This is a genomic window from Acinetobacter sp. YH01022, from assembly GCF_013420235.1.
In the GTDB taxonomy this organism is placed as follows: domain Bacteria; phylum Pseudomonadota; class Gammaproteobacteria; order Pseudomonadales; family Moraxellaceae; genus Acinetobacter.
Genome location: NZ_VOYP01000046.1, coordinates 1 through 21092 on the forward strand (window position 1 = coordinate 1; position 21092 = coordinate 21092).

Consider the following 21092-nt stretch of genomic DNA (forward strand, 5'->3'; position numbering starts at 1 on the left):
TTCGCAAGAGATGCGATGGATGTCTGATTATTTGTAGTCATAAATTTAAGTCCCCACTTGTTTCTAAGTGGGGACTAAATTAAGGCTTATAGGATGAATTCAGAAGGTGTGTTCAGCGGACGCTTACATTCTAACTAATAATTATTTCAAAAAATAAGAGCTGATAAATCAGCTCTTATTTTCAACTACTTATTTAATTAAGACAATTGAGCAGCACTAAAATCAACTCTTAAATCAGCTTGTTGATTTACCTTCCTCTTGATAGTTCACAACCTTGCCTTAGGTCTTTTGTGACAATTTCCAACTCTTTGCAGAGAGCAAAAAATCATAGTTTAATGCCATGAGGATGCTCTGCATATTAAAGTTATTGCGGTCTTCAGGTAACTGTAACAGAAGCGGTAAACGTGTTACGCCATTTTCACCATTAGCAAAGGCATAATGCCGTACTTTAGAGTCAATCACCGAAATTAAATTCTTCGCTTCCAGATAAACACTCTCTTGAGAGGCCTGTTTTTGAATAGCAATAATTCTAATATAGCAACGATCTCGAACCTCGATCAGATTCTGTTTTAATTCATTGATCTTCAATTCATGATTTTCAGATTTTTTAAACAGCCGCTTAAGAAAACTGCTATTTTCGGCATTTTGCATTTCGCGTTCTAACTGGCGTATGTGTTGCTGGATCTGGCGAGTTTGTTCCATCGCACTATTGAGCAGTTCCCTAATTTCCTGAGTGGGGGCTGAAACCGCTCGTAGCTGTTGCTGATACTGAAATTCATCGTGAAAGATCACAAAGATTTGCGCACGACGTTGTTCCAGTAATTTTAAATAAGCAATTAAGCGATATTTGAACAGACGTGCATGCTGATTAAACTGTAGCATCGGTTGCTGCGATAAAATTTCCAGTTGATGCAGAAACTCATTAATTAACCTTGAAATATTTAAATAGCAATATTCTAGTTCATCGGTATGTTGCACACTGTTTTTTAAGCCTTTTAGCAAAGGTTCGAGAATATTTAAGGATAAATCTTTTTCTAAGATTTCTAGATGCTCTTTCACCAGGTGATCGATGGAAAAACTTTGAATATTTAAAATTTCTTTTAAACTTGGGATGAGATTTTGCTGATTATATTCATGCAGGGATTCAATCAGTTCCACAATATGCGGATTCATTTTGCGCTGAATACCAATGATTCGGTTCATCAGTTGTTTAAAATTTGCAAAATAATCCGCTTGATCCAGCTGTTGCGGGTCAAGAACCAAACCACTGATATAGAATCGATCCTCTTTACCAAAGTTTTCTTCGGTTAAAAAACGGCGAATTGAATAGGCAGAAACTGAACTGTCGTAGGTGCTGCTTAGGACAAAATAATATTGAAAGGTTTTGATAATTTCAAAGTCGCGAACGCGTTGTTGCTGAATAAAATAATCCTGAAAAATTGCCAGTTCCTGTTCTGCATATTCACTCGGCAAAATATGGGCAAACCAGCTTCCCAGAATTTCACTTTTCATAAAAATTTCAAAGATAAAAGTTCGGACCTGCTCAATATCCAAATGCCGGTGATTTTCAGAAACAGTAAAATCTAAGTCCCGAATAATCAGGGCAGCGTCATACAGAAAGGCTTTTTTGATCAGTTGCTGTGCCTGAATGTCTGCTGAATGTTCCAGATCAATCTGGTTAATTTCACGCACAATACTTTCTAGGTAATCGGCAATCTGAAAGTCGGTTTGATAGCCTTGCAGATAGCTGAATGTACTCTTTATTCTGTGCGCGAGTTGCAGTAATTCGGAGTTTTGCGTGTCAAGCTGAAGATTTTTTAGGCTAGTATGACCTTTAAACTCAAAGGTCTGGTTCAGGTAATTCCATGCGATATTCTTGGCTTTCAGGTACTGGTCTTCTATTTTCTGATGCAATGCCTGCGGCGTCGTCGATAGGATGGACTGTATTTGTTGTTGCCAATGCTTATCGAGAATAGGATCAATTTGTTTTAACTTTACCCGCAGCTGATAAGGAATATATGTTTGCATGGAAATCCAAAAACCTTGTAATAAGTTCAAACTTTTAGGGGAAATAAGTCGTGTGATTTATATCACAAATATAAGTCTTAACTGGGAATATAGCATAAAAAAAATCGATATCGGCGGTGTTCATTGCTGGTTAAATGATCTGAACCTGTGCTAAGCGTAAAAATGCAGGAACCCCGCGACTCCAAGTAATCTGGTACCCTGCATGTTCAGGCCATTTTCCTGGAATCATCAGTTCAGGCAGAAACAGCGATGAATGCCCAAAGCATACTTCGCAAGCATTGACTCCCTTCTGTACTATAGTGGCAGTGCATTCGTTGAACGCTCGGTAAAAAAATAGGGCCGGAAAAATTGACGGCCATTTCAGGGTGATTTGACTCACGTCGATGTTATTGAAATAAACCGTGTTTTTTCATTATTTTGTGATATAAGTATCATAAATAATGACTTGGAATTGCCCTATTGAGACAGGTTTTACTGGCGCCTCGTTTAAATCTGCGCAGCTTAATATTACTTTTAACAGTTTTAAGCGTGACCTGTCTGTTCGTCTTTGCTTTATTTTTTGTTAACTATACAGTGAAAGAGCGCCTGATCGATAACTCTCTGGCCTTGAATGCTGAATATTCCTCTAGGATTGCTGCCCATACCAACTATCAGTTTGAAGAAATCTTAAAAAATTTACGCTTTAGCGCCAAGCTGCTCGGTCAAGATTTTGCTAGTGCCAGCCTGCGAAATAGTGAAACGGCACGCCTGAAAAGCCAGTCCGGACATTTCAACAGTGTTTTTCTGGTTGACCGGGAAGGGCATATCATTTCATTTTTCCCGACCAGCTTAAAGATTGATTCTAAACAGATCCATAAAACCCTTGGCATCACCGAGTCGCTCAAACGCAAGCAAACTTATATTTCTTCTCCATACTGGTCATCAACCAAAAGACTGATCGTGATTATTTCTGAACCAGTCTTCGATACCCAGGGGCAATACTTGGGCTTTATCGCCGGTACGATTTATCTGCAAAGCAAGAATCTGGTCAGTGAAATGCTGGCCTCCAAATATGGTTACAAGAAAAATTATACCTATGTTATGGATGACCAAAAACGCATCATTTTTCATGCCGATACTCGGAAAATTGGCCAGAAAGTCCAGGTCAGTGATGGCTTAACCCCGATGCTTCAGCAACAAGATGGCGCTTTTCGTCTGATGAACGGCCAAGGCATAGAGAGTCTGATCGGTTTTTCACATATTCCCAGTGTGAACTGGATTGTAGTATCGCAGCAGCCGATTGACGAGCTGTTTGCTCAAGCTAACAGTATCATTATCAACGTATCCATCGGGATTACCCTGTTCTATTTCTTCATTTTCTTTGTGGTCTGGCGTTTATCGGGTTTGATTGCACTACCTTTAAACCATTTGGCGAAAATGGCCAGTATGCTCAATCAGCCGGAGATTCAGGAAAAAATTAACAGAATTGACCCTGTATATTTTGAGGTTGATCAGTTCAAAAATTCCCTGATGCTAAGTTCTCAGAATTTTAATGAAAAAATTGATGAGCTGAATCAGTCGGTGAATACCGATCCGTTGACCGGTTTATATAATCGCCGTGGGATGAAGCTGTTTCTTGAAGAATTTGTGCGTGTGCGTACCGAATTTGCGGTGTTGGCAGTGGATATCGATTTTTTTAAAAAGGTAAATGACAGCTATGGCCATGACAAAGGCGATATTGTCTTACAAAGACTGGCCAGACTGATGAAATATCATTTTCGTGACAATGACATCTGCTGCCGTTCAGGGGGAGAGGAGTTTATTATTTTAATGGCTGCTTCAGACCCGATCACCGTTTTTCAGGCGGCAGAACGACTACGAAAGGCAGTTGAAATCACGGAAATCGAGGAAATTGGCATCGTCACCATTTCAATTGGTATTGCTTATTGGCCGCATAGTTCTGAGGATGTGGAAGAGGTACTGAAAATGGCAGATCAGCAGCTGTATCAGGCCAAGCGTGAGGGACGTAACTGCACGCGTTCAGGTATCTAACTGATGCAAACATGACGGAGAGAGTTGAGGTATTTGATATAAAGATTAGCTGTAGGCAGCTCTCATGCAAGGTATTCACGTATTATTTACACCGGCCTAATGTTATAATAAACATGTGAATTTTCAGACAATACAAAATTTTAAACAGCGCTATGACATAAGGCCATTTTCGAACTTTATTGGGGAACTTTATGCCTAAATCATCTCGTGACTTATTTTCACCGGATGTATTCGACCTTAAGTCGTTTATTTCTCCTTATATGATGATCATTCCTCCGACGATTTTTGCCTTGCTGATCTGGTGGACCAATCAAAGTTTTGGTTTCGTCTTTACCCATACCATCGCGGAACTGATTTCCATCATTATCGCGCTTACAGCACTGATAGTGACTGTAGTATCGCGGCATTTTACTAAAAATTATTTTGTAGTTTTCATTGCGATTGCCATTGGCTGGTGTGGATTTATTGATCTGTTCCATACTTTGCTTTACAAAGGCATGCAGATTCTTCCTGTGGACAGTGCCAATCAGGCCACACAATTATGGATTGGCGCCCGCCTGTTGCAGGCTTTGACCATGCTCGTCGCACCATTCATGCTGACACGCGCGATCAAGCCTATCCCGCTGAATCTGTTTTTTGGTCTGCTCAGTGCCGGGATTGTGACTGCAGTCATGCTGGGTTTCTTCCCCACCGCCTTTGTTGATGGGCAAGGCCTGACCCCTTTTAAAATTTACAGTGAATATCTGATTATTGCGGTGCTGGCACTGGCGCTGATACTGGTCTGGCAGCGCCGCGAATATTTATCGCCGCAACTGACATTTGGGGTCAGTCTTTCCATGCTGACCATGATGGCCTCTGAATTTACCTTTACCCAATATGTGTCCGTATATGCCGATGCCAATCTGCTGGGGCATATCCTGAAAGTTTATTCCTACTGGTTCATTTATATGGCACTGGTCGAGTCGACCATCAAAGAACCTTTTAGTATGCTGTCCAAGGCGGCCAGCACCTATGACACCATTCCGGATCCGACCTATATTGTCAGTTCCGACCAAAGCATTCAGCAGGTCAATTTGGCGGCAGCCCGGCTACACGGTATTGCTGCGGCACAATTGACCGGATCTTCCGTGCATGAACTGGTGCATGATCCTCGTGTAAAGGCCGAGGATTGTCCGGTCTGTTCCAGGCTGCAGCAGGCACCGCAAGAGTTTTTAATCCAGTTGACCTTGCCGGACCGCAAAACGGTTGAGTGTCATGTCGCCCCCTTTGCAGAACGCCTGGGCAAAAAACCGGTCTGGGTTATGGTGGTGCATGATATTACAGACCGCCAGCTTTTACTGCAGGATCTGCAGGAAAGGGTTAAAGAAGTACGTTGTCTGAACCAGATCAACCAGCTCTGCAACCACACGCATACGGGCATGACTGAACTGTTGCAGAAAGCCATGGAAATCATCCCTTCCGGCTTTTCCTCTCCGGAAAGGATTCATCTGAGGATTGACAGTGACTGGGGTATTTTTGGCACTGAACCTCCTGCCGAAACGCCCTATCTGCAGTCGGCCTTTGCCAATGACACCCAGAAATTCGGAAACTTAACAATTTGGTATGCTCAGGCACCGGATACGCCCGCTTTTCTGGATGAAGAGCAGAGTCTAATCGATCACATCACCAGCCAGATTACCAATGTTTATATCCGGTTACAGTCCCAGGGGCGGGTAGCACGTTTAACCTATCTGTACCAGCTGCTTAGTGAAACCAACCGGGTGATTGCGCATAGTCAGAACCAGCAGCAGTTGCTGACTGAGTTGCAGCAGGTACTGCTGAAGCTGGGTAGTTTTGCCAAAATTCTGATTGCGCTGAAGGTTGACGATCAGGCGGACAGTCCACTGGTGATTCAGTTCCATCATAATATTAGCGCTAATATTTTGCCCACTTTGCAGACTGCCTTGCAGCAGGATCAGAATACTCCGTTGAATCAGTTGAAAAATACCAGCCCTGATGTGGATGTTTATAGCTATACATTGGTCAATGATCCTGATAAGGGTGTTTCTCCGGAATACCGGACCTGGAGACAATATTTAAAACAGGAGCAGATCCATCAAGCGGCATTAACGCCGTTGCTGTTACAAGGCCATTTCTGGGGACTGGTTGGGCTGTACACCACGGGCCAAGTGGAATTTGATCAAGAGCAAATTCAGCTGCTGCAAAATCTCTCCAGAGATATTTCATTTGCGTTGGAGCGTTTTGCAGCTGAGCAGCAGCGTCAAACGGCCGAAACCTATTCGCAGCAGATGGAACAGCGTTTCCAGCAGGTGTTTTTGCAGTCGCCAGTACCGATGCATATTATTTCCATACTGGATGAACGCATTCTTGCAGTCAATCTGGCCTATGAAAAATGGCTGGGATACAGCTTAGAGGATTTTCAGGACCGGGAAGCTTGGTTGAAAAAAGTGGCACCAGATGCAGAACAAAGACAGTTGATGCAGCGGAGCTGGCAAGCGGCCTTGCAGTTGGCGAAAAACGGCAAACAGGTGCAGTTTCCTGAAGTTACCCTAGTAGCTAAAGATGGTAGTCAGCGTATTGCGCAGCGTACGCTGGCGATTGTCGGTAATGATGCGATTTTGGCCTGGGCTGATCTGACCACCATCCGGCAAACCGAGCAGGCATTAAGAGACAGCGAGCAGCGGTTCCGTGGCATGGTTGAACAAACAGTGGTCGGAATGTATGTACTGCGCGACAATCAATATTTATACGTCAATCCAAGTTATGCCAATATGCTAGGTAGATCTGCCGCCGAGCTCAACGGACATAATATTTTGGAGTTTAGCGATGCGGCTGCAGACACGCTGGCGTTGATTCACCAAGCTGAGGATAGGATACAGGCGGCAGAGCATTTCAGTATGCCATCTATCGTTCCGTTCCGACATCGAAATGGTCAGATCCGGGAATTTTCTTTGCATAGCCGTCACATTACTTGGGACGATGACTTGCCTGCCGAAATTGTTATGGCACAGGACATTACCGAGCAAAAGCAGGCACAGGACCAGATTGCCCGGCAGCTGGAACAGCTGGAGGCCACCATGTATGGCACCTTGCAGGCGGTATCGATCATGGTGGAATTGCGCGATCCTTATACTGCAGGGCATGAACGCCGTGTCGGTTTGATTGCCAGTGCGATTGCCAAAGAAATGGGCTGGGATGAAAAACGCTGTCTGCAGATGGAAGAAATTGGACTGGTACATGACATTGGTAAAATTTCTATTCCTTCCGAGATTCTGACCAAACCTTCTCGTCTGACTCATCTGGAAATGGAAATGATGAAAGGCCATGCACAAGCCGGTTATGAAATTCTTAAGGATGTTCCTTTCAATATTCCGATTGCTGAAATCATTGGCCAGCATCACGAACGGATGGATGGTACCGGTTATCCTAAAGGATTAAAAGGTGATGAGATCCATCCTGAGGCCCGTATTCTGACCGTGGCAGACGTGATTGAGTCAATGGCTTCGCATCGTCCTTATCGTGCGGCTTTGGGGGTTGAGGTGGCCCTGGCAGAAATCTTACGTGGACGCGGGACGATTTATGATACGGAAGTTTGTGATGCAGCAGTACGTTTAATTAAGGAAAAGGGATATGTCCTGCCAAGTTAAACAGGCTTGAAGACCAGCTGAATAGCAGCCAAAAAGTTATTCACTCTTTGAGTTTAATGGGAATTGGGAAGACCGATATTTTCGAATGCTTTAAATTGAAGTATTAAGGTGTGTTCAGAATTAGGTCAATAAAACTATTCCGTTTATAGTTTCGTTATGGATAGATACCTATTTACAGATGCTCAATGAGAAAAAATGGAACTACTCTGCCTCGGTAAAGTCACAGATCGGGGTCGGATCGGTACAAATAATAGATTATTTCTAGAAGCTTTATTGTGGACTGCACTTAGAGGTAGTCGATGGAGAGATTTACCATATGATTTTGGCAAATTGAATACTGTTTTAAAAGGTTGATACTGCTGGGTGAAAGCCCGTGTATTCGAGAATTTTTGAATTAGTCAATGTGGATTCTGATCTTGAATACGCCATGGTGCAAAAGGGAGAGCTATTCCTAAGCGATTGGTCAATCAGAAGATGGAATGACTACTAAAATCCTTGCCTTAGTCGAGAGTTTGGGAAATTTGGTTAAATTCCGCTTAATGCCCGGACAATCTCATGATCTTGCTGAAGTTAAGTCACTGATTAAAGATATAGATTTTCAGGCATTATTAGTAGATAAAGCTTTTGATGTAGCTTAGTTATTGAAGGAGCTTGATCATCGTGGAGTAAAAGCAGTTATTCTCCGAAAAGCCAAGCGTAAAGTTCAGCGTATATTTGATCGTTGTATGTATAAATGGCGGCATTTCATCGAAAATTACTTTGAAAATTGAAAGAATTCAAACGTATTGCCATGCGTAGTGATAAAATAGACTCAAATTTTGCCGCCATGATTTATATTTGTGTGAGCGTAATTAACTCTCGTTCATTCTCAACACACCTTAGATTAGCTTGTAGATGTATTATTAAAAAAATCGAGTAACTCAGAGTATTGAAAATCTCCTAAATCTACTCCATTTTGCGCACGTATTCGAACAGATGATAGTTGTGCTTCCTGCTCACCAATGATGATCAGATAAGGTATTTTTTGTAGCGTATTTTCACGGATTTTATAGTTCAATTTCGTTTGACTTAAATCTAATGTTGCCCTAAAGCCATACTTTTTAAGCGAGTCTTGGACGTGTTTGGCGTAATCATGTTGTGCATCTGTAATTGGTAAAATTGCGATTTGAACCGGTGCAAGCCAAAATGGGAAATGTCCCACATAGTGTTCAATTAAAATACCAATAAAGCGTTCAAAAGATCCAAATAAAGCCCGATGTAACATCACAGGTCGTTGTTTTTGATTATTTTCATCAATGTAATGAATATCAAAACGTTCTGGTAAATTTAAATCAACCTGAATCGTCCCGCATTGCCATTCACGACCAATAGCATCTTTTAAGGTAAATTCAAGTTTGGGACCATAAAATGCACCTTCACCGATATTTAAGGTATAAGGGATATCAAGCTGTTCAAGAGATTGTTTTAGTGTATTTTCTAAAAAATCCCAAATTTCATCTTTACCGACACGATGATCAGGACGTGTGGATAATTTGATCGAAATTTCATTGAAACCAAATTGTTCATAAATTTTATAAATGAGAGCAATCGTATCTTTACATTCAGATAAAAGCTGGCTGTCAGTGCAAAAAATATGGGCATCATCTTGGGTAAAATGGCGAACGCGCATTAATCCATGTAAAGAGCCAGATGGCTCATAGCGATGAACTTTACCAAATTCTGCCATGCGTAACGGTAAGTCTCTATAACTTCTTAATTCATGTGCATATAGACAAACTGCGCCAGGACAACTCATTGGCTTAAGCGCGTAACTCCGCTGATCTTTAGTGACTGTGGTAAACATGTGCTGCTGATAGTTTTGCCAGTGTCCCGAAATTTCCCAAAGCTCACGATCCATGACATCGGGAGTATTAACTTCAATATAACCCGCATCATCTTGTTGCTGGCGTAAATAATCTGTCAATAACTGAAATAATTTCCAGCCTTTCGCATGCCAGAATACGGCACCAGGTGCTTTATCATCAAAATGTAGCAAATCAAGTTGCTGTGCTAATTTACGATGATCTCGTTTTGCTGCTTCTTCAACTTGCTTTAAATGTTTTTTTAATTGTTTTTGGTCAGCCCAACATGTGACATAAATTCGTTGCAACATAGGGTTTGTAGAGTCGCCTTGCCAATATGCACCAGAAACATGAGTCACTTTAAAATGTTCTAAAAATTCAGTATTTGGAACAAGTGGACATAAGTAAACATCAGAGAAATCATTATTTTGATGAAAATATAATGTGCTTAAATCACTCATATTTTTTAAGTGTTGATATTTAAAATCAGAATTTTGCTGTTTAAAAAAATCAGCGGCTTGATCGGACGTAATCTTTTCTGTGCGTATATCTAAATGTTGTTGTACCCACTCATGCATTTTCAGTTCAATTTGTTGCAAATCATCCTGATTAAAGGATGGAGTATCGGCGAAGTCACAATAAATACCATAATCAGTAATCTTATATTCTACGGGGTGAGCAGAAGGGTATAACTGATGGACAGCCTGTGCCAATAGATAAGCATAGGAGTGTCGTAGTAGATTTAAATGATTGTCATCGTTCAGACTGAAAAGTTCGATGTGACAGTCATGCTGGATAACATAGTGTAAATCAACGAAATGAGCGTCAACTTTAGCGAGAAAAGCTTTTTTATAGCTTTGAATTTTGAAACGAGACAAAACCTCAGAAATCGCCATGGATTGTTCGAGTTGAAAATGGTGAGTTGAACCAAGAAAATTAAACTGGATATTCATATAGAGTCATCTAAATACGGGTAAGGCTATTGCAGATTAGCGGTCAATTTCTAAAGCTTGACCCTGACAGTTAAGATAAGGTTGCTGTTGATGCCATGCGAGTTGACCAGAAATGATGGTTGTATCCACCAGATGGCGGAATGTTTTCTTTTGGAAGGGTGTCCAGCCGCAACGCATATAATTGGTTTGTTCAGCTACAGATTGTTTTTGATGATTTTCACGGATGAGGACTAAATCTGCCCAATAACCTTCACGGATATAACCTCGATCTTTAATGCGGAATAAATCAGCAACCTGATGTGAGGTTTTTCTTACCAGTGTTTCAATCGATAGTTTTTGATCTGCCACTAATTCTAATAATGCAGGTAATGCATGTTGAACTAGAGGTAAGCCTGAAGGGGCATTAAAATAAGATTGTTGTTTTTCTTGCCATGTATGCGGTGCATGATCTGTACCAATAATATCAAGACGATGGCTATTAGAAACTGCCTCAATAAGCGCCTGTTTGTCATTGCTAGTCTTAATAGCTGGATTACATTTTATTAAATGGCCTAAATCAGCATAATCAGATTCATCAAAAGTTAAGTGATGTATACATACTTCAGCAGTAATATGCTTTTTGTCCAATGGCAAATTTTTAAATAAGCAAAGTTCTTTTGCTGTTGTCAGATGTAGCACATGTAACTGTGTACCGAATTTTTCAGCGAGTGATACGGCTAACCGCGAGCTTTCAAAACAGGCTTGTTTATCCCTGATTTTAGGATGTAGGTATGCAGGGACATCTTCGCCATATTGATCACGATAAAACGCTTCCAGTTGTTTAATCCGTGGCGTGGATTCGCAATGTGTTAATAAAATAGTGGGTACATTAGCAAATAAGCGTTCTAAAATCTTTGGATCATCAACCAGCATATTACCCGTTGATGCTCCCATAAAGACTTTAACACCGCTGACCAATTTAGGATCAAGTGCTTCAACAATCTCTAAATTTTGTGCACTTACACCAAAGTGAAATGCATAATTGGCTATGCTATGTTGGGCTGCAATTCCTTTTTTATAGTGTAGTGCAGTTAAGTCCAATGTAGGAGGATTGGTATTTGGCATATCCATGATACTGGTAATTCCACCTATCGCAGCTGCCAAAGACTCTGAGACAAAACGCCCTTTTTGTGGTGAGCCTGGGTCACGGAAATGGACTTGATCATCAATCATGCCTGGGAGTAACCATGCTCCATCAGCCTCGATGCTTTTGGCATTGTAGATACCCGTTATATTAGATTGGATTTTACTAATACGACCTTGCTGAATGAGCACATCACAAATTTGTTGCTGCCCCTCATTAACCATATTCGCATTACGTATAATTAGATTGGGGAGTTGTCTAAAATTCATTTTGTAATGCCTTATAACCTTGTACCAACTCAATATTGGTGCTCACCACACTTTCAGAAAATTCACTGATAGAAATATCGATTGGAGGGTACTGACTTAAGTCCGTTCGAGCATTGATATAACTCATCGCAGGTACATAAAATGATTCAGGCAAATCGCGACCATCGACCACTGCATTATGACGGATGGCACTATGATCACCGACTTTACAGTTGAATAAGACGCTGTTAAAGCCGACAAATACGCGGTTACCAATCACACATGGACCATGAACAATCGAACGATGGGCGATGGATGAGTTTTTTCCAATTGTGACTTGTGCACCTGCTTTTGAATGAATGACAACACCATCTTGGATATTTGAATTTTCACCGATAATGATGGGTTGCATGTCGCCATTTTCATCTACTTCATCTGCACGGATCACTGCATAAGGACCGACAAATACGTTAGCTTCAATGATGACTTTTCCACAGATAATTGCGGTTTGATCAATATAAGCGGATTGGTCAATGATAGGGAGATGACCAGTTGGATTTTTACGAATCATGGTAATGTCTTCGATGTTGTATAAATTGGCTAAATGATGGGCTGAGTTAAAATTGTGGCGTGTTGTTTGTTTAATCCAAGATAAAAACAATTGGGACGATCAGTGTGGCAGGCGGGTCCAGTCTGTTCGACCAAAAAGAGAATGCTGTCACCGTCGCAATCAAGTCTGGCTTCAATGAGTTTTTGACGATGTCCTGAACTTTCGCCTTTTCGCCATAAGCGCTGCCGCGAGCGAGACCAATAGCAAACCTGTCTTGTATTCAGGGTTTCAAGTAGTGCATCACGGTTAATCCAAGCAAGCATTAAGACATCTTTACTCTGTATATCTTGTGCGATTGCAGTGATTAATCCATCCTTGTTCCAGGGAATGGCATCAATAATGCTTGCCAGTTCATAACATTGCCCCATCTTTCCTTGTTCGATGTCTAGAAAAATTGTCGAACTTACCATTGCCATGAACCCTGCGCGACTGCATCGTGGGCATGTAAGCTTTCAGCATGGATGACTTTAAAGTTAAATCCTGCAATACCTGAGTAGTTGACAAATGCGTGGTATAAGCGGCGTAAAGCATCTTCACAGAACATTAAATTTTGACCATTTGCTAATGCGAATGCCTGCTCATCTACACGTTTGACAGCAGTCTGAACGGGTGTTGCCAAGGCTTGTTCTGCATGGGAAATGAATTGTCGAATTGGAATAGACTGTAAGCAAGGGTCTAATTTAAAACGTAGCTGAGCAAAACTTCTTTGGCTGTGTGGTGTTGCTACAATCGCGTCTGTTGTACCTAACCACGCCATGACATCATCCGTGTTTTGTGGATTTATTTTTTTTGTATCAACGGCATCTTGAAAGCTTTTTTGAATGAGGTCTCGTGCCAAAGCCGCAGAACAAGGACAGGTTGAAGAATAGGTGATTTCTATTGCTAATTCAGCTTCAAAAGTATGCTCATTTAACTGACAGCATAAGCTGAAGGGATAGCTTTTCCAGCCCGATAGTACACTGATTAAAGCAGGTTGTTCTAAGTTAAACTCCGCTTGAATATCAAGGCGGGCTTGTTGAGAGAGCTCAGTATGACTTGCTAAGAAATCCTGAAGTGTTTGATAAATGTGATTTAAAGTTAGGTCAGGCAGTGAATGGAGCTCCAGCAGTCGAGTATACAGTCTAGACATATGGATGCCTTTGGCCTGAGGATCATCTAAGCTGACATAGGCATTTACTTTACTGGCACACAGTGTGTTTTGAATTTGAATGGGCAAAGCAATATTTTCCATTCCGACCCAATCAAGAGGATAGGTATGTGTGTGAAGAAAAGGCGCAGACGAGATATCTGGGAGTTGCGAGGCATTCATATTGGAAAGCAAGTATTATATGTTATGTTATAACATAACATAACATATAATGAGTATTGTTTCTAGTCCGGCCTTGATAAGAACCGATAAATACTCAATTTTCTATTTTATTTTTTGGAATTTCTACAATATCCAAATAAGATTAGAGAATGTCCTGTGAGTTGGAAATCATGATTTTCTGCAATACTTAAAAGTAATTTTTCAATTTCTTCATTCTTAAACTCAATGATTTGGTTTGTTTTTTGACATACAAGATGATCGTGGGAAGTATCTTGTTTTATTTCAAATAGGGCATGATTATGATCAAAGTTATGGCGTTGAATAATACCTGCCATTTCAAATTGAGTTAAGACACGATAAACCGTCGCTAGTCCAACATCTTCATCTTGTTCTAAGAGTTTTTTATAAATATCCTCTGCACTCAGATGGTGAGGACTTGAGTTTTCTAATATTTCTAAAATTTTTATTCGCGGAAGAGTGACTTTTAGTCCTGCTTTTCTCAGGTCTTGATTGCTAATCGCCATATATAATCCGTATTTGATAAGGATAGGGAGGAATGTAAATTTTGAGGAAGAACTTTTAAACTCATAAGCTATGTTATAACATAACAATATTAATGGTAAACTTATTAAAATTGCCAAGACGACATTTAGAGTTGCGAGATTGTAATAACTGAATATGAAGCATTTTTTAATTATAGGGTTACTTTTTTGTCTTTCAGCATGTAGTCAAAAACAAACAGGGCAATTGATTTACTCATCGAATGCCTCGGGGAAATATGCCACAAAAAAACATAAATCTGTACTATCAAATCGATTATTCAAGAAAATTGCACCAATTTCTTATCAGCATTGGCTATCTCAGCCTTTAAATAAAGATCAAGTTCTTCGTTATAAAGAGTTTTTAAAAAATAATAACTTACACAGTGTCATACCTGAGTTTGAGTTATTTCAAACTGCGAGAGATTGGCAAAATTGCAATGCATCCGAATATGAAATTCCATCTCAAGAAATTTGGAGCAATATTATTCCGACCTTAAAAATTTTGAAGGAATTGGTTGATGTCAAAGTGATTGATGATTTTACAGTCACTTCTGTCTACCGTAACTCTGCCTTAAACCGTTGTGCGAGTGGTGCTGATTCTTCAAGGCATGTTTTTAATGCAGCACTCGATTTTCGAATTGGTTCTGAACAACCCACGCCAGAAGAATCTGGAGTGATTCAGCAAACAAAAACTAAATTGTGTCAATTTTGGGTCGAAAAGGGAGTCACTTTAAATATGGGACTTGGTATTTATACTTCTGGGCAAATTCATATTGATAGTGCTGGATATCGTACATGGGGACCAGATCATAAAAGTACTTCATCACCTTGTATCACTCAGCTTTTGTCCAATCAGAATAATAAAGGAACACGAGATGAATGAATTAAAACTCAGTGTTGTGCAGCAAAGAGTGTTAACAATTTTGCAGAATGAGCAGAAGGCAATGAGCGCCTATGCTTTATTAGAAAAGGCAAAATCTTTCGGATTGCAATCTCCAGTACAGATTTATCGTATTCTAAAAAAATTATCAGGCTATGGACTGATACTTAAACTCGATACATTGAACAAATATTTAGCGTATGAATTGAGGAAGAAGCAAAGCTATTTGCTCGTCACGATTTGTACAGAATGTCAGGCAGTACAAATCGTTGATTCACCTCAGTTTGCTCACGCCATCGAACAGTCAATTTTCCCTCAAAATTTTAACTCTAAACATCATTATTTAGAGCTCGCAGGTCAATGTGCTTTATGTTTTTCCAAACATAACAGCCCTTTATTAACATAAAAGTGAGAAAGTCAATGGATCATCCTTTAGCCATCCCAGCAAAATTACCTGTAACTGTGCTGTCAGGATTCCTCGGTGCAGGTAAAACGACATTACTCAACCATATTTTAAATAACCGTGAAGGCCGTCGTATTGCTGTCATTGTCAATGATATGTCGGAGGTGAATATTGATGCTGCTTTAGTACGAGAGGGCGGTGCAGAACTTTCTCGTACAGATGAAAAGCTGGTCGAGATGAGCAATGGCTGCATTTGCTGTACGTTGCGTGAAGATTTATTGGTTGAGGTTCGTCGCCTTGCACAAGAGCATCGTTTTGATCAATTGGTCATTGAGTCAACAGGAATTTCTGAGCCATTACCTGTAGCAGAAACCTTTACTTTTGAAGATGAAAATGGTGTGTCACTGAATGAGTTTGCGCGACTTGATACCATGGTGACGGTTGTAGATGCCTTTAATTTTTTAAAAGATTACAGCTCGTATGATAGTCTGCAACAACGTGGAGAATCATTGGGTGAACAAGATGAGCGTACAGTCGTTGACTTGCTGATTGATCAAATTGAATTTTGTGATGTCATCATCTTAAATAAAGTGGATCTGATCAATGAAGAAGAAAAGCAACGTTTATTTGCAATTTTAAATAAGCTCAATCCACGCGCAAAAATTGAAATTTCTGAATTTGGTCAAGTCGATTTAGATAAGCTTTTAAACACGGGACTTTTTGATTTTAATGAAGCTTCTCAAGCTTCAGGCTGGCTGAAAGAATTGCGTGGTGAACACACGCCTGAAACAGAAGAATATGGAATTAAAAGTTTTGTATATCGTGCCAGACGTCCATTTCATCCACAACGCTTTTATGATTTTATCAATTCAGAATGGCAAGGTGTAGTCCGTTCTAAAGGCTTTTTCTGGCTGGCATCAAACCCTGAATTTGCTGCTTCTTGGTCACAAGCGGGTGCGATGGCTAGACATGGTGTTGCAGGCTATTGGTGGGCAACGGTTCCTGACGAGCATTGGCCAGAGGATCAGCAAAGCCGTGATGAAATCATCAAAAATTGGGATGAGCGTACTGGCGATGCACGACAGGAAATTGTACTGATTGGGATGGATATGGATGAGCATAGTTTAATCCAACAGTTTGACCAATGTTTACTGACGGATGAGGAAATGGCTGGGGGACCTGAGCAGTGGAAGCTGATGCTTAACCCATTTCCCGATTGGGAAAATTTAGGCCAATCTTTAGATCATTGATTTGAATGTGTAACTGACTCTTTTGTTTGAATAAGTGAGCAAAAGAGTTTGTTATCTAAAATATGAAATATTTTGAGGATGTCTCTGGTTTTAGTCTAAGTCTTTATCACTCTGACAGTACAAGTCATATAGGGTCTGCATGATTTTTAATATTCGTATATCACTTAATTGATAAAAAATCTGCTTACCTTCACGACGTGTTGATACTATTTTACTTTTTCTCAGTACAGTCAGTTGTTGTGACAAGGTCGGCTGGTAAACCCCAGCAGATATTTCAATTTTTTGAACATTCAATTCACCATCAACTAAGACACATAAAATTTTAAGACGATCAGGATTGGATAAGACTTTTAAGCAATCAGTCACAAGATTGACTTTGGAAAAGTCTATTTTTAATTCATTGTTATTCATAAATTTATCCTAAAATTCACCTTATTCTATAAAAAAGTAAAGTAACACTTGAATATAGTATATAATTATATATTATTAATAAATATATTGTTTGGTGTGTTTTGTATGTTATGCATGACGATCTAATTTCCTTTACTGGTGGATTGTCGAGATGCGAAACCAGCGTGATTCAGGACTGAGTATGCCAAAGCTGATCCTACCTTTCATTCAGATCAATATGAAAGGTGGACAGTTCCCAATGCCAGAAGAGAATGGGGTTTCTTATTTAAAACTTCCACTCAATTACTTTAAATAGGCATTTTTTCAAGATTAAACAAAAAGGTTTGTCGTTGTTTAATTGCTTTAGTAAATAGAGGAACAGTGGCTATGTGGGTATTGATACTTGAAGGGCTGGCCATCGGCGGGTTATTGGGTTTAACCGGTGCTGGTGGTGGTATTCTGGCTGTACCGGCACTGATGGCGAGTCAGGGTTGGACTGTTGCACAGGCTGCACCTGTAGGCTTGCTTGCAGTCACTTTGTCTGCATTCGTTGGAACGTTCGAAGGTTTATTCAAGCGTATTGTACGTTATCGTGCTGCACTCTGGATCGCCTTAATCAGTATTCCTTCAGCCCGTTATGGCGTGCATTTAGCCGATATAGTTTCTCCAGTCTGGTTGACGCTGGCTTTCAGCCTAGTGATGCTGATTGTGGCTTACCGGATATTCTTTAACAAAGTCAATGACTATGAAAATCCACCGTGTAAAGTCAATCAAACGACCGGTCGCCTGATCTGGAATTTGAAAACTGCCTCGTTCCTCGCCGGTATTGGTGTAGTTGCTGGTTTATTAACTGGCCTGCTTGGGGTTGGTGGTGGTTTTGTAATTGTTCCAGCGCTGCGTAAATTCACAGACCTCGATATGCGTAGTATCGTTGCGACTTCCCTGATGATTATCTTCCTGATTGGCAGTGTCAGTATTTCTGCCCACGTTCTGGATGGCTTTCAATATCCTGTTTCGGTTACGCTGACTTTTGTTCTGGCTTGTATCATTGGGATGCTCATTGGGCGTAGTTTGATACCTTTGATAAAGAGTAATCAAATCCAAAAGGTTTTTGCCACGACCGTGATTGGGGTGGCAATCTATTTAATCTATTCAGCACTCATAGGCTAGTCCTGTGCATTGTATGGATAAAGAATGCATGAGTTGATGTATGACTACATGATCTGTCATCTGAATGAATATCAAACAGGTGTAGAGTCTAAAATGAATTTAGCAAATGGGCTGTTTGCAATAGTGTGATCGTTGTAACAGTGCTGGAATGAGAGTTTATAACAAAGTGCTTTTAAGTTGCTGATCTGGCATTTATAACAGATGAGGCTGATTTTGATGAGTGAGGAAGAGTAGAAATGATGAAAACGGCAGAGCAAATGATCCTGAATGCGAAAAGACGGATTCAGGAAGTGAGTGTAGATGACTTACTTGAAGCCATGAAAAATCATAAAACCATTCTGATTGATGTTCGGGAACCGGATGAATTTCAGGCGGCAGCGATAGACCGTGCAGTGAACTATCCTCGTGGTGTTTTAGAAATGAGGATTCACCAGCATCCTTTGGCGAGCCATCATTGCGATACCCTACAGGCACTGGAACATCTTAAAGATCAGCCGATCTATTTGATCTGTGGTACAGGCGGCCGTTCGGCACTGGCTACAGATACTTTGCAGAATATGGGTTTTACTCAGGTTAAATCCGTTCAAGGGGGATTTCAAGCATGGCTAGAGCAGGGCTATCCGGTACAAAAATAATCTATTGAATAAGCAAAACCTTATTGTTGATTGTTTAGTTTGAGAGAAAGTCATGAAATACAAAGAATTAACCCAGAATATTTCAGGTAATTTAAGAACGCTCAGTCAGGATTCACCTGATTTAATGAAAAGTTTCAATCAATTATCCCAGATCGCAATGCATGATGGTGTGATTGATCCCAAAACCAAGGAATTGATTGCATTGGCGATTGGTGTGGCTGCACGTTGTGATGGTTGTATCGGTTTTCATGTCAGAACCCTGGTCAAAATGGGCATGACCCTGCAGGAGCTGGAGGAAGTTCTGGGTGTTGCGGTGTATATGGGCGGTGGACCTTCATTGATGTATGCTGCAAATGCCCTGGAAGCATTTAAAGAGTTTTCCAACTGATTGGATAGTGGCGTAAATGGAGGGATGAAATGAGTCAGCACTGGAATGAATTGTATACCCAGACGCAGGACCTATACGGCACAGCAGCAAACCTGTTTATCCAGGAAATTGCGCGGAAAATCCGGATTGAAGGTAAAACACTGGCAATTGCTGAAGGAGAAGGAAGGAATATCCTGTACTTGGCTGAGCAGGCAAGACAGGATAATTATCCTTTTTCGGCAGAAGTTTGGGATTATTCCGATGTTGCTTTGAAGCATCTGTCCAGCAAAGCCGAAGCCACAGGGATAAATCTTGAACTCCGACATGTTGATTTAACAGCAGCTAAATGGCCATCCGAGCGTTATCAAAACGTGATTTGTGTATTTGGTCATTTCGATACAGAAACGCAAACAAAGGTTTTAGAAGGCATAAGAAAATCTTTGCTAAACGGTGGATGGTTTATCGGTGAGCTGTATTCAAAGGAGCAGATCAACTATAAAACTGGTGGCCCTAAAAATATCGAATATTTATACGATCCGTGGGATATTTTGCAGGTTTTCAAGCAGGATCATATCCATCTTTTTTATGTTGGAGAGCAAGAAAGACAGGAGGGAAAATTACATTGCGGTAAATGTCATGTTATTCAATTTGCAATACAAGTGATGAAGTAAAAACAAGTGAATTATTAAATGTGATGCAAATATTCAGCATTGCAGTACTTTAAAAAGAGGTTTTATTATGTCAAATCGGTTCAAAAATAAAGTTGCCCTAGTTACTGGTGCGGGTTCTGGAATTGGGAAAAGCACAGCTATGCTTTTAGCGAAGCAGGGTGCAAGTGTTGTAGTATCGGATATTAACTTTGAAGCAGCACAAAAAGTTGCTGAGGAAATTGTATCTTTAGGCGGTAAAGCGGCTGCGAATAAAGCCAATACGGCTGAACCTGAAGACATGAAAGCAGCAGTTGAATTTTCAGTCAGCACCTATGGTGCGCTTCATTTAGCTTTTAACAACGCTGGAATATTGGGTGACGTTCAGCCAATTGCAGATTTAAGTATTGAAGCTTGGCGTCGTGTGATTGATATTAATTTGAATGCGGTCTTTTATGGCTTACATTATCAAATCCCTGCAATATTGGCAGCCGGCGGTGGTGCGATTGTGAATACAGCATCAATTTTAGGTTTAGTTGGGACTGAAAATATTTCTGGTTATGTTGCAGCTAAGCATGGTGTAACCGGGCTTACTAAAACGGCTTCGCTAGAATATGCTGAAAAGGGTATTCGTATTAATTCAGTACATCCAGGTTATATTAAAACGCCTTTAATTAGTGAGTTTGATGAAGCTGAACTGATAAAATTACACCCAGTTGGTCGTTTAGGAAATCCTGAAGAAGTTGCTCAGGTCGTTGCTTTCTTACTCTCTGATGATGCATCCTTTGTAACGGGCAGCCAGTATGTGGTAGATGGCTCCTATACTTCACAATAAGTTAATTTTAGGAAAGACCTTCACCTGATTGAGAAGGTTTTTCCTTTTAAAATTTACTCTGTACACGACAAATTTCATAGGATCCTTGTCCTATCAGGCTTTTTCTTTCTTAAAATTGCTAGCACTTTCTTAAATTCTTCTTTTTTTCCAAAACCAATCAAACGTAGAATAGCCATTTGAACA

20 protein-coding genes and 1 pseudogene are annotated in these 21092 nt (G+C 40.5%); 13 read left to right on the forward strand and 8 right to left on the reverse strand.

Annotated features, from left to right (window positions below; translation table 11 throughout):
• Positions 1 to 279: 279 nt before the first annotated feature.
• Positions 280 to 2028, reverse strand: coding sequence for a hypothetical protein (locus tag FTT87_RS13275; protein WP_180044569.1), 1749 nt, complete (start codon positions 2026 to 2028; stop codon positions 280 to 282).
• Between the two features lie 528 nt (positions 2029 to 2556).
• Between FTT87_RS13275 and FTT87_RS13280 the strand changes: the two genes are divergently transcribed.
• The 4 genes from FTT87_RS13280 to FTT87_RS13295 all read left to right on the forward strand — a co-directional run bounded on the left by FTT87_RS13280 (position 2557) and on the right by FTT87_RS13295 (position 8344).
• Positions 2557 to 4059, forward strand: coding sequence for a diguanylate cyclase (locus tag FTT87_RS13280; RefSeq protein ID WP_373423527.1), 1503 nt, complete (start codon positions 2557 to 2559; stop codon positions 4057 to 4059).
• Positions 4060 to 4250: 191 nt separating this feature from the next.
• Entirely contained in the window at positions 4251 to 7706 is a 3456-nt protein-coding gene (locus FTT87_RS13285) for an MASE3 domain-containing protein (protein ID WP_180082292.1), read from the forward strand.
• Between the two features lie 195 nt (positions 7707 to 7901).
• Positions 7902 to 8060, forward strand: coding sequence for a transposase (locus FTT87_RS16260; protein ID WP_171263236.1), 159 nt, complete (start codon positions 7902 to 7904; stop codon positions 8058 to 8060).
• Positions 8061 to 8185: 125 nt separating this feature from the next.
• A complete protein-coding gene (locus FTT87_RS13295; RefSeq protein ID WP_180044566.1) occupies positions 8186 to 8344 on the forward strand; it encodes a hypothetical protein in 159 nt (52 codons plus the stop codon).
• Positions 8345 to 8589: 245 nt separating this feature from the next.
• Here FTT87_RS13295 and thrS read toward each other — a convergent pair whose 3' ends face one another.
• The 6 genes from thrS to fur form a co-directional block, all read right to left on the reverse strand.
• Positions 8590 to 10500 (reverse strand): threonine--tRNA ligase, encoded by a 1911-nt coding sequence (thrS, locus tag FTT87_RS13300; RefSeq protein ID WP_086197113.1) that lies wholly within the window; start codon positions 10498 to 10500, stop codon positions 8590 to 8592.
• A gap of 36 nt (positions 10501 to 10536) precedes the next feature.
• On the reverse strand, positions 10537 to 11892 hold the full coding sequence (locus FTT87_RS13305) for a dihydroorotase (RefSeq protein ID WP_180044070.1): 1356 nt from the start codon (positions 11890 to 11892) through the stop codon (positions 10537 to 10539).
• Complete coding sequence (locus tag FTT87_RS13310) at positions 11882 to 12442, reverse strand: carbonate dehydratase (RefSeq protein ID WP_166171516.1); 561 nt, start codon at positions 12440 to 12442, stop codon at positions 11882 to 11884. Before FTT87_RS13310 ends, FTT87_RS13305 begins: the two co-directional genes overlap by 11 nt.
• Positions 12443 to 12471: 29 nt before the next feature.
• Positions 12472 to 12891, reverse strand: coding sequence for a phosphoribosyl-AMP cyclohydrolase (gene hisI / locus FTT87_RS13315; RefSeq protein WP_180044072.1), 420 nt, complete (start codon positions 12889 to 12891; stop codon positions 12472 to 12474).
• The gene (folE2, locus tag FTT87_RS13320; RefSeq protein WP_180044074.1) at positions 12885 to 13790 is read right to left on the reverse strand and encodes a GTP cyclohydrolase FolE2; all 906 of its coding nucleotides are present in this window, start codon (positions 13788 to 13790) and stop codon (positions 12885 to 12887) included. Before folE2 ends, hisI begins: the two co-directional genes overlap by 7 nt.
• Before the next feature lie 107 nt (positions 13791 to 13897).
• The gene (fur, locus tag FTT87_RS13325) at positions 13898 to 14314 is read right to left on the reverse strand and encodes a ferric iron uptake transcriptional regulator (protein WP_086197108.1); all 417 of its coding nucleotides are present in this window, start codon (positions 14312 to 14314) and stop codon (positions 13898 to 13900) included.
• Between the two features lie 154 nt (positions 14315 to 14468).
• On the opposite strand from fur, the gene FTT87_RS13330 reads away from it, so the two are divergent.
• Genes FTT87_RS13330 through zigA form a run of 3 tightly spaced genes read left to right on the forward strand, consistent with a single transcriptional unit; the run spans position 14469 to position 16865 of the window.
• Positions 14469 to 15215, forward strand: a complete 747-nt coding sequence (locus FTT87_RS13330) for a D-Ala-D-Ala carboxypeptidase family metallohydrolase (protein ID WP_086197107.1) — start codon at positions 14469 to 14471, stop codon at positions 15213 to 15215.
• Entirely contained in the window at positions 15208 to 15618 is a 411-nt protein-coding gene (locus tag FTT87_RS13335) for a Fur family transcriptional regulator (protein WP_086197106.1), read from the forward strand. The genes FTT87_RS13330 and FTT87_RS13335 overlap by 8 nt, the downstream gene beginning before the upstream one ends.
• 14 nt (positions 15619 to 15632) lie before the next feature.
• Entirely contained in the window at positions 15633 to 16865 is a 1233-nt protein-coding gene (zigA, locus tag FTT87_RS13340) for a zinc metallochaperone GTPase ZigA (RefSeq protein WP_086197105.1), read from the forward strand.
• A gap of 90 nt (positions 16866 to 16955) precedes the next feature.
• Here the strand turns inward: zigA and FTT87_RS13345 are convergent, their stop codons facing one another.
• Positions 16956 to 17276: a metalloregulator ArsR/SmtB family transcription factor gene (locus FTT87_RS13345; RefSeq protein ID WP_086197104.1), complete on the reverse strand. Its 321-nt coding sequence runs from the start codon at positions 17274 to 17276 to the stop codon at positions 16956 to 16958.
• Positions 17277 to 17421: 145 nt separating this feature from the next.
• Between FTT87_RS13345 and FTT87_RS13350 the strand changes: the two are divergent.
• The 6 genes and pseudogenes from FTT87_RS13350 to FTT87_RS13375 all read left to right on the forward strand — a co-directional run.
• Positions 17422 to 17571 (forward strand): annotated as a pseudogene (locus FTT87_RS13350) (MBL fold metallo-hydrolase); the annotation flags it as partial.
• Positions 17572 to 17642: 71 nt separating this feature from the next.
• Positions 17643 to 18425, forward strand: a complete 783-nt coding sequence (locus FTT87_RS13355; protein ID WP_086197103.1) for a sulfite exporter TauE/SafE family protein — start codon at positions 17643 to 17645, stop codon at positions 18423 to 18425.
• A gap of 239 nt (positions 18426 to 18664) precedes the next feature.
• Positions 18665 to 19060 (forward strand): rhodanese-like domain-containing protein, encoded by a 396-nt coding sequence (locus FTT87_RS13360; protein ID WP_086197165.1) that lies wholly within the window; start codon positions 18665 to 18667, stop codon positions 19058 to 19060.
• Between the two features lie 52 nt (positions 19061 to 19112).
• Complete coding sequence (locus FTT87_RS13365; protein ID WP_086197102.1) at positions 19113 to 19448, forward strand: carboxymuconolactone decarboxylase family protein; 336 nt, start codon at positions 19113 to 19115, stop codon at positions 19446 to 19448.
• 29 nt (positions 19449 to 19477) lie between these two features.
• A complete protein-coding gene (locus FTT87_RS13370) occupies positions 19478 to 20098 on the forward strand; it encodes a class I SAM-dependent methyltransferase (RefSeq protein ID WP_180082290.1) in 621 nt (206 codons plus the stop codon).
• 67 nt (positions 20099 to 20165) lie between these two features.
• Positions 20166 to 20909 carry an SDR family NAD(P)-dependent oxidoreductase gene (locus tag FTT87_RS13375; protein ID WP_086197164.1) on the forward strand — a complete coding sequence of 248 codons (744 nt, stop codon included), beginning with the start codon at positions 20166 to 20168 and terminating at the stop codon, positions 20907 to 20909.
• The last annotated feature ends 183 nt before the right edge of the window (positions 20910 to 21092 follow it).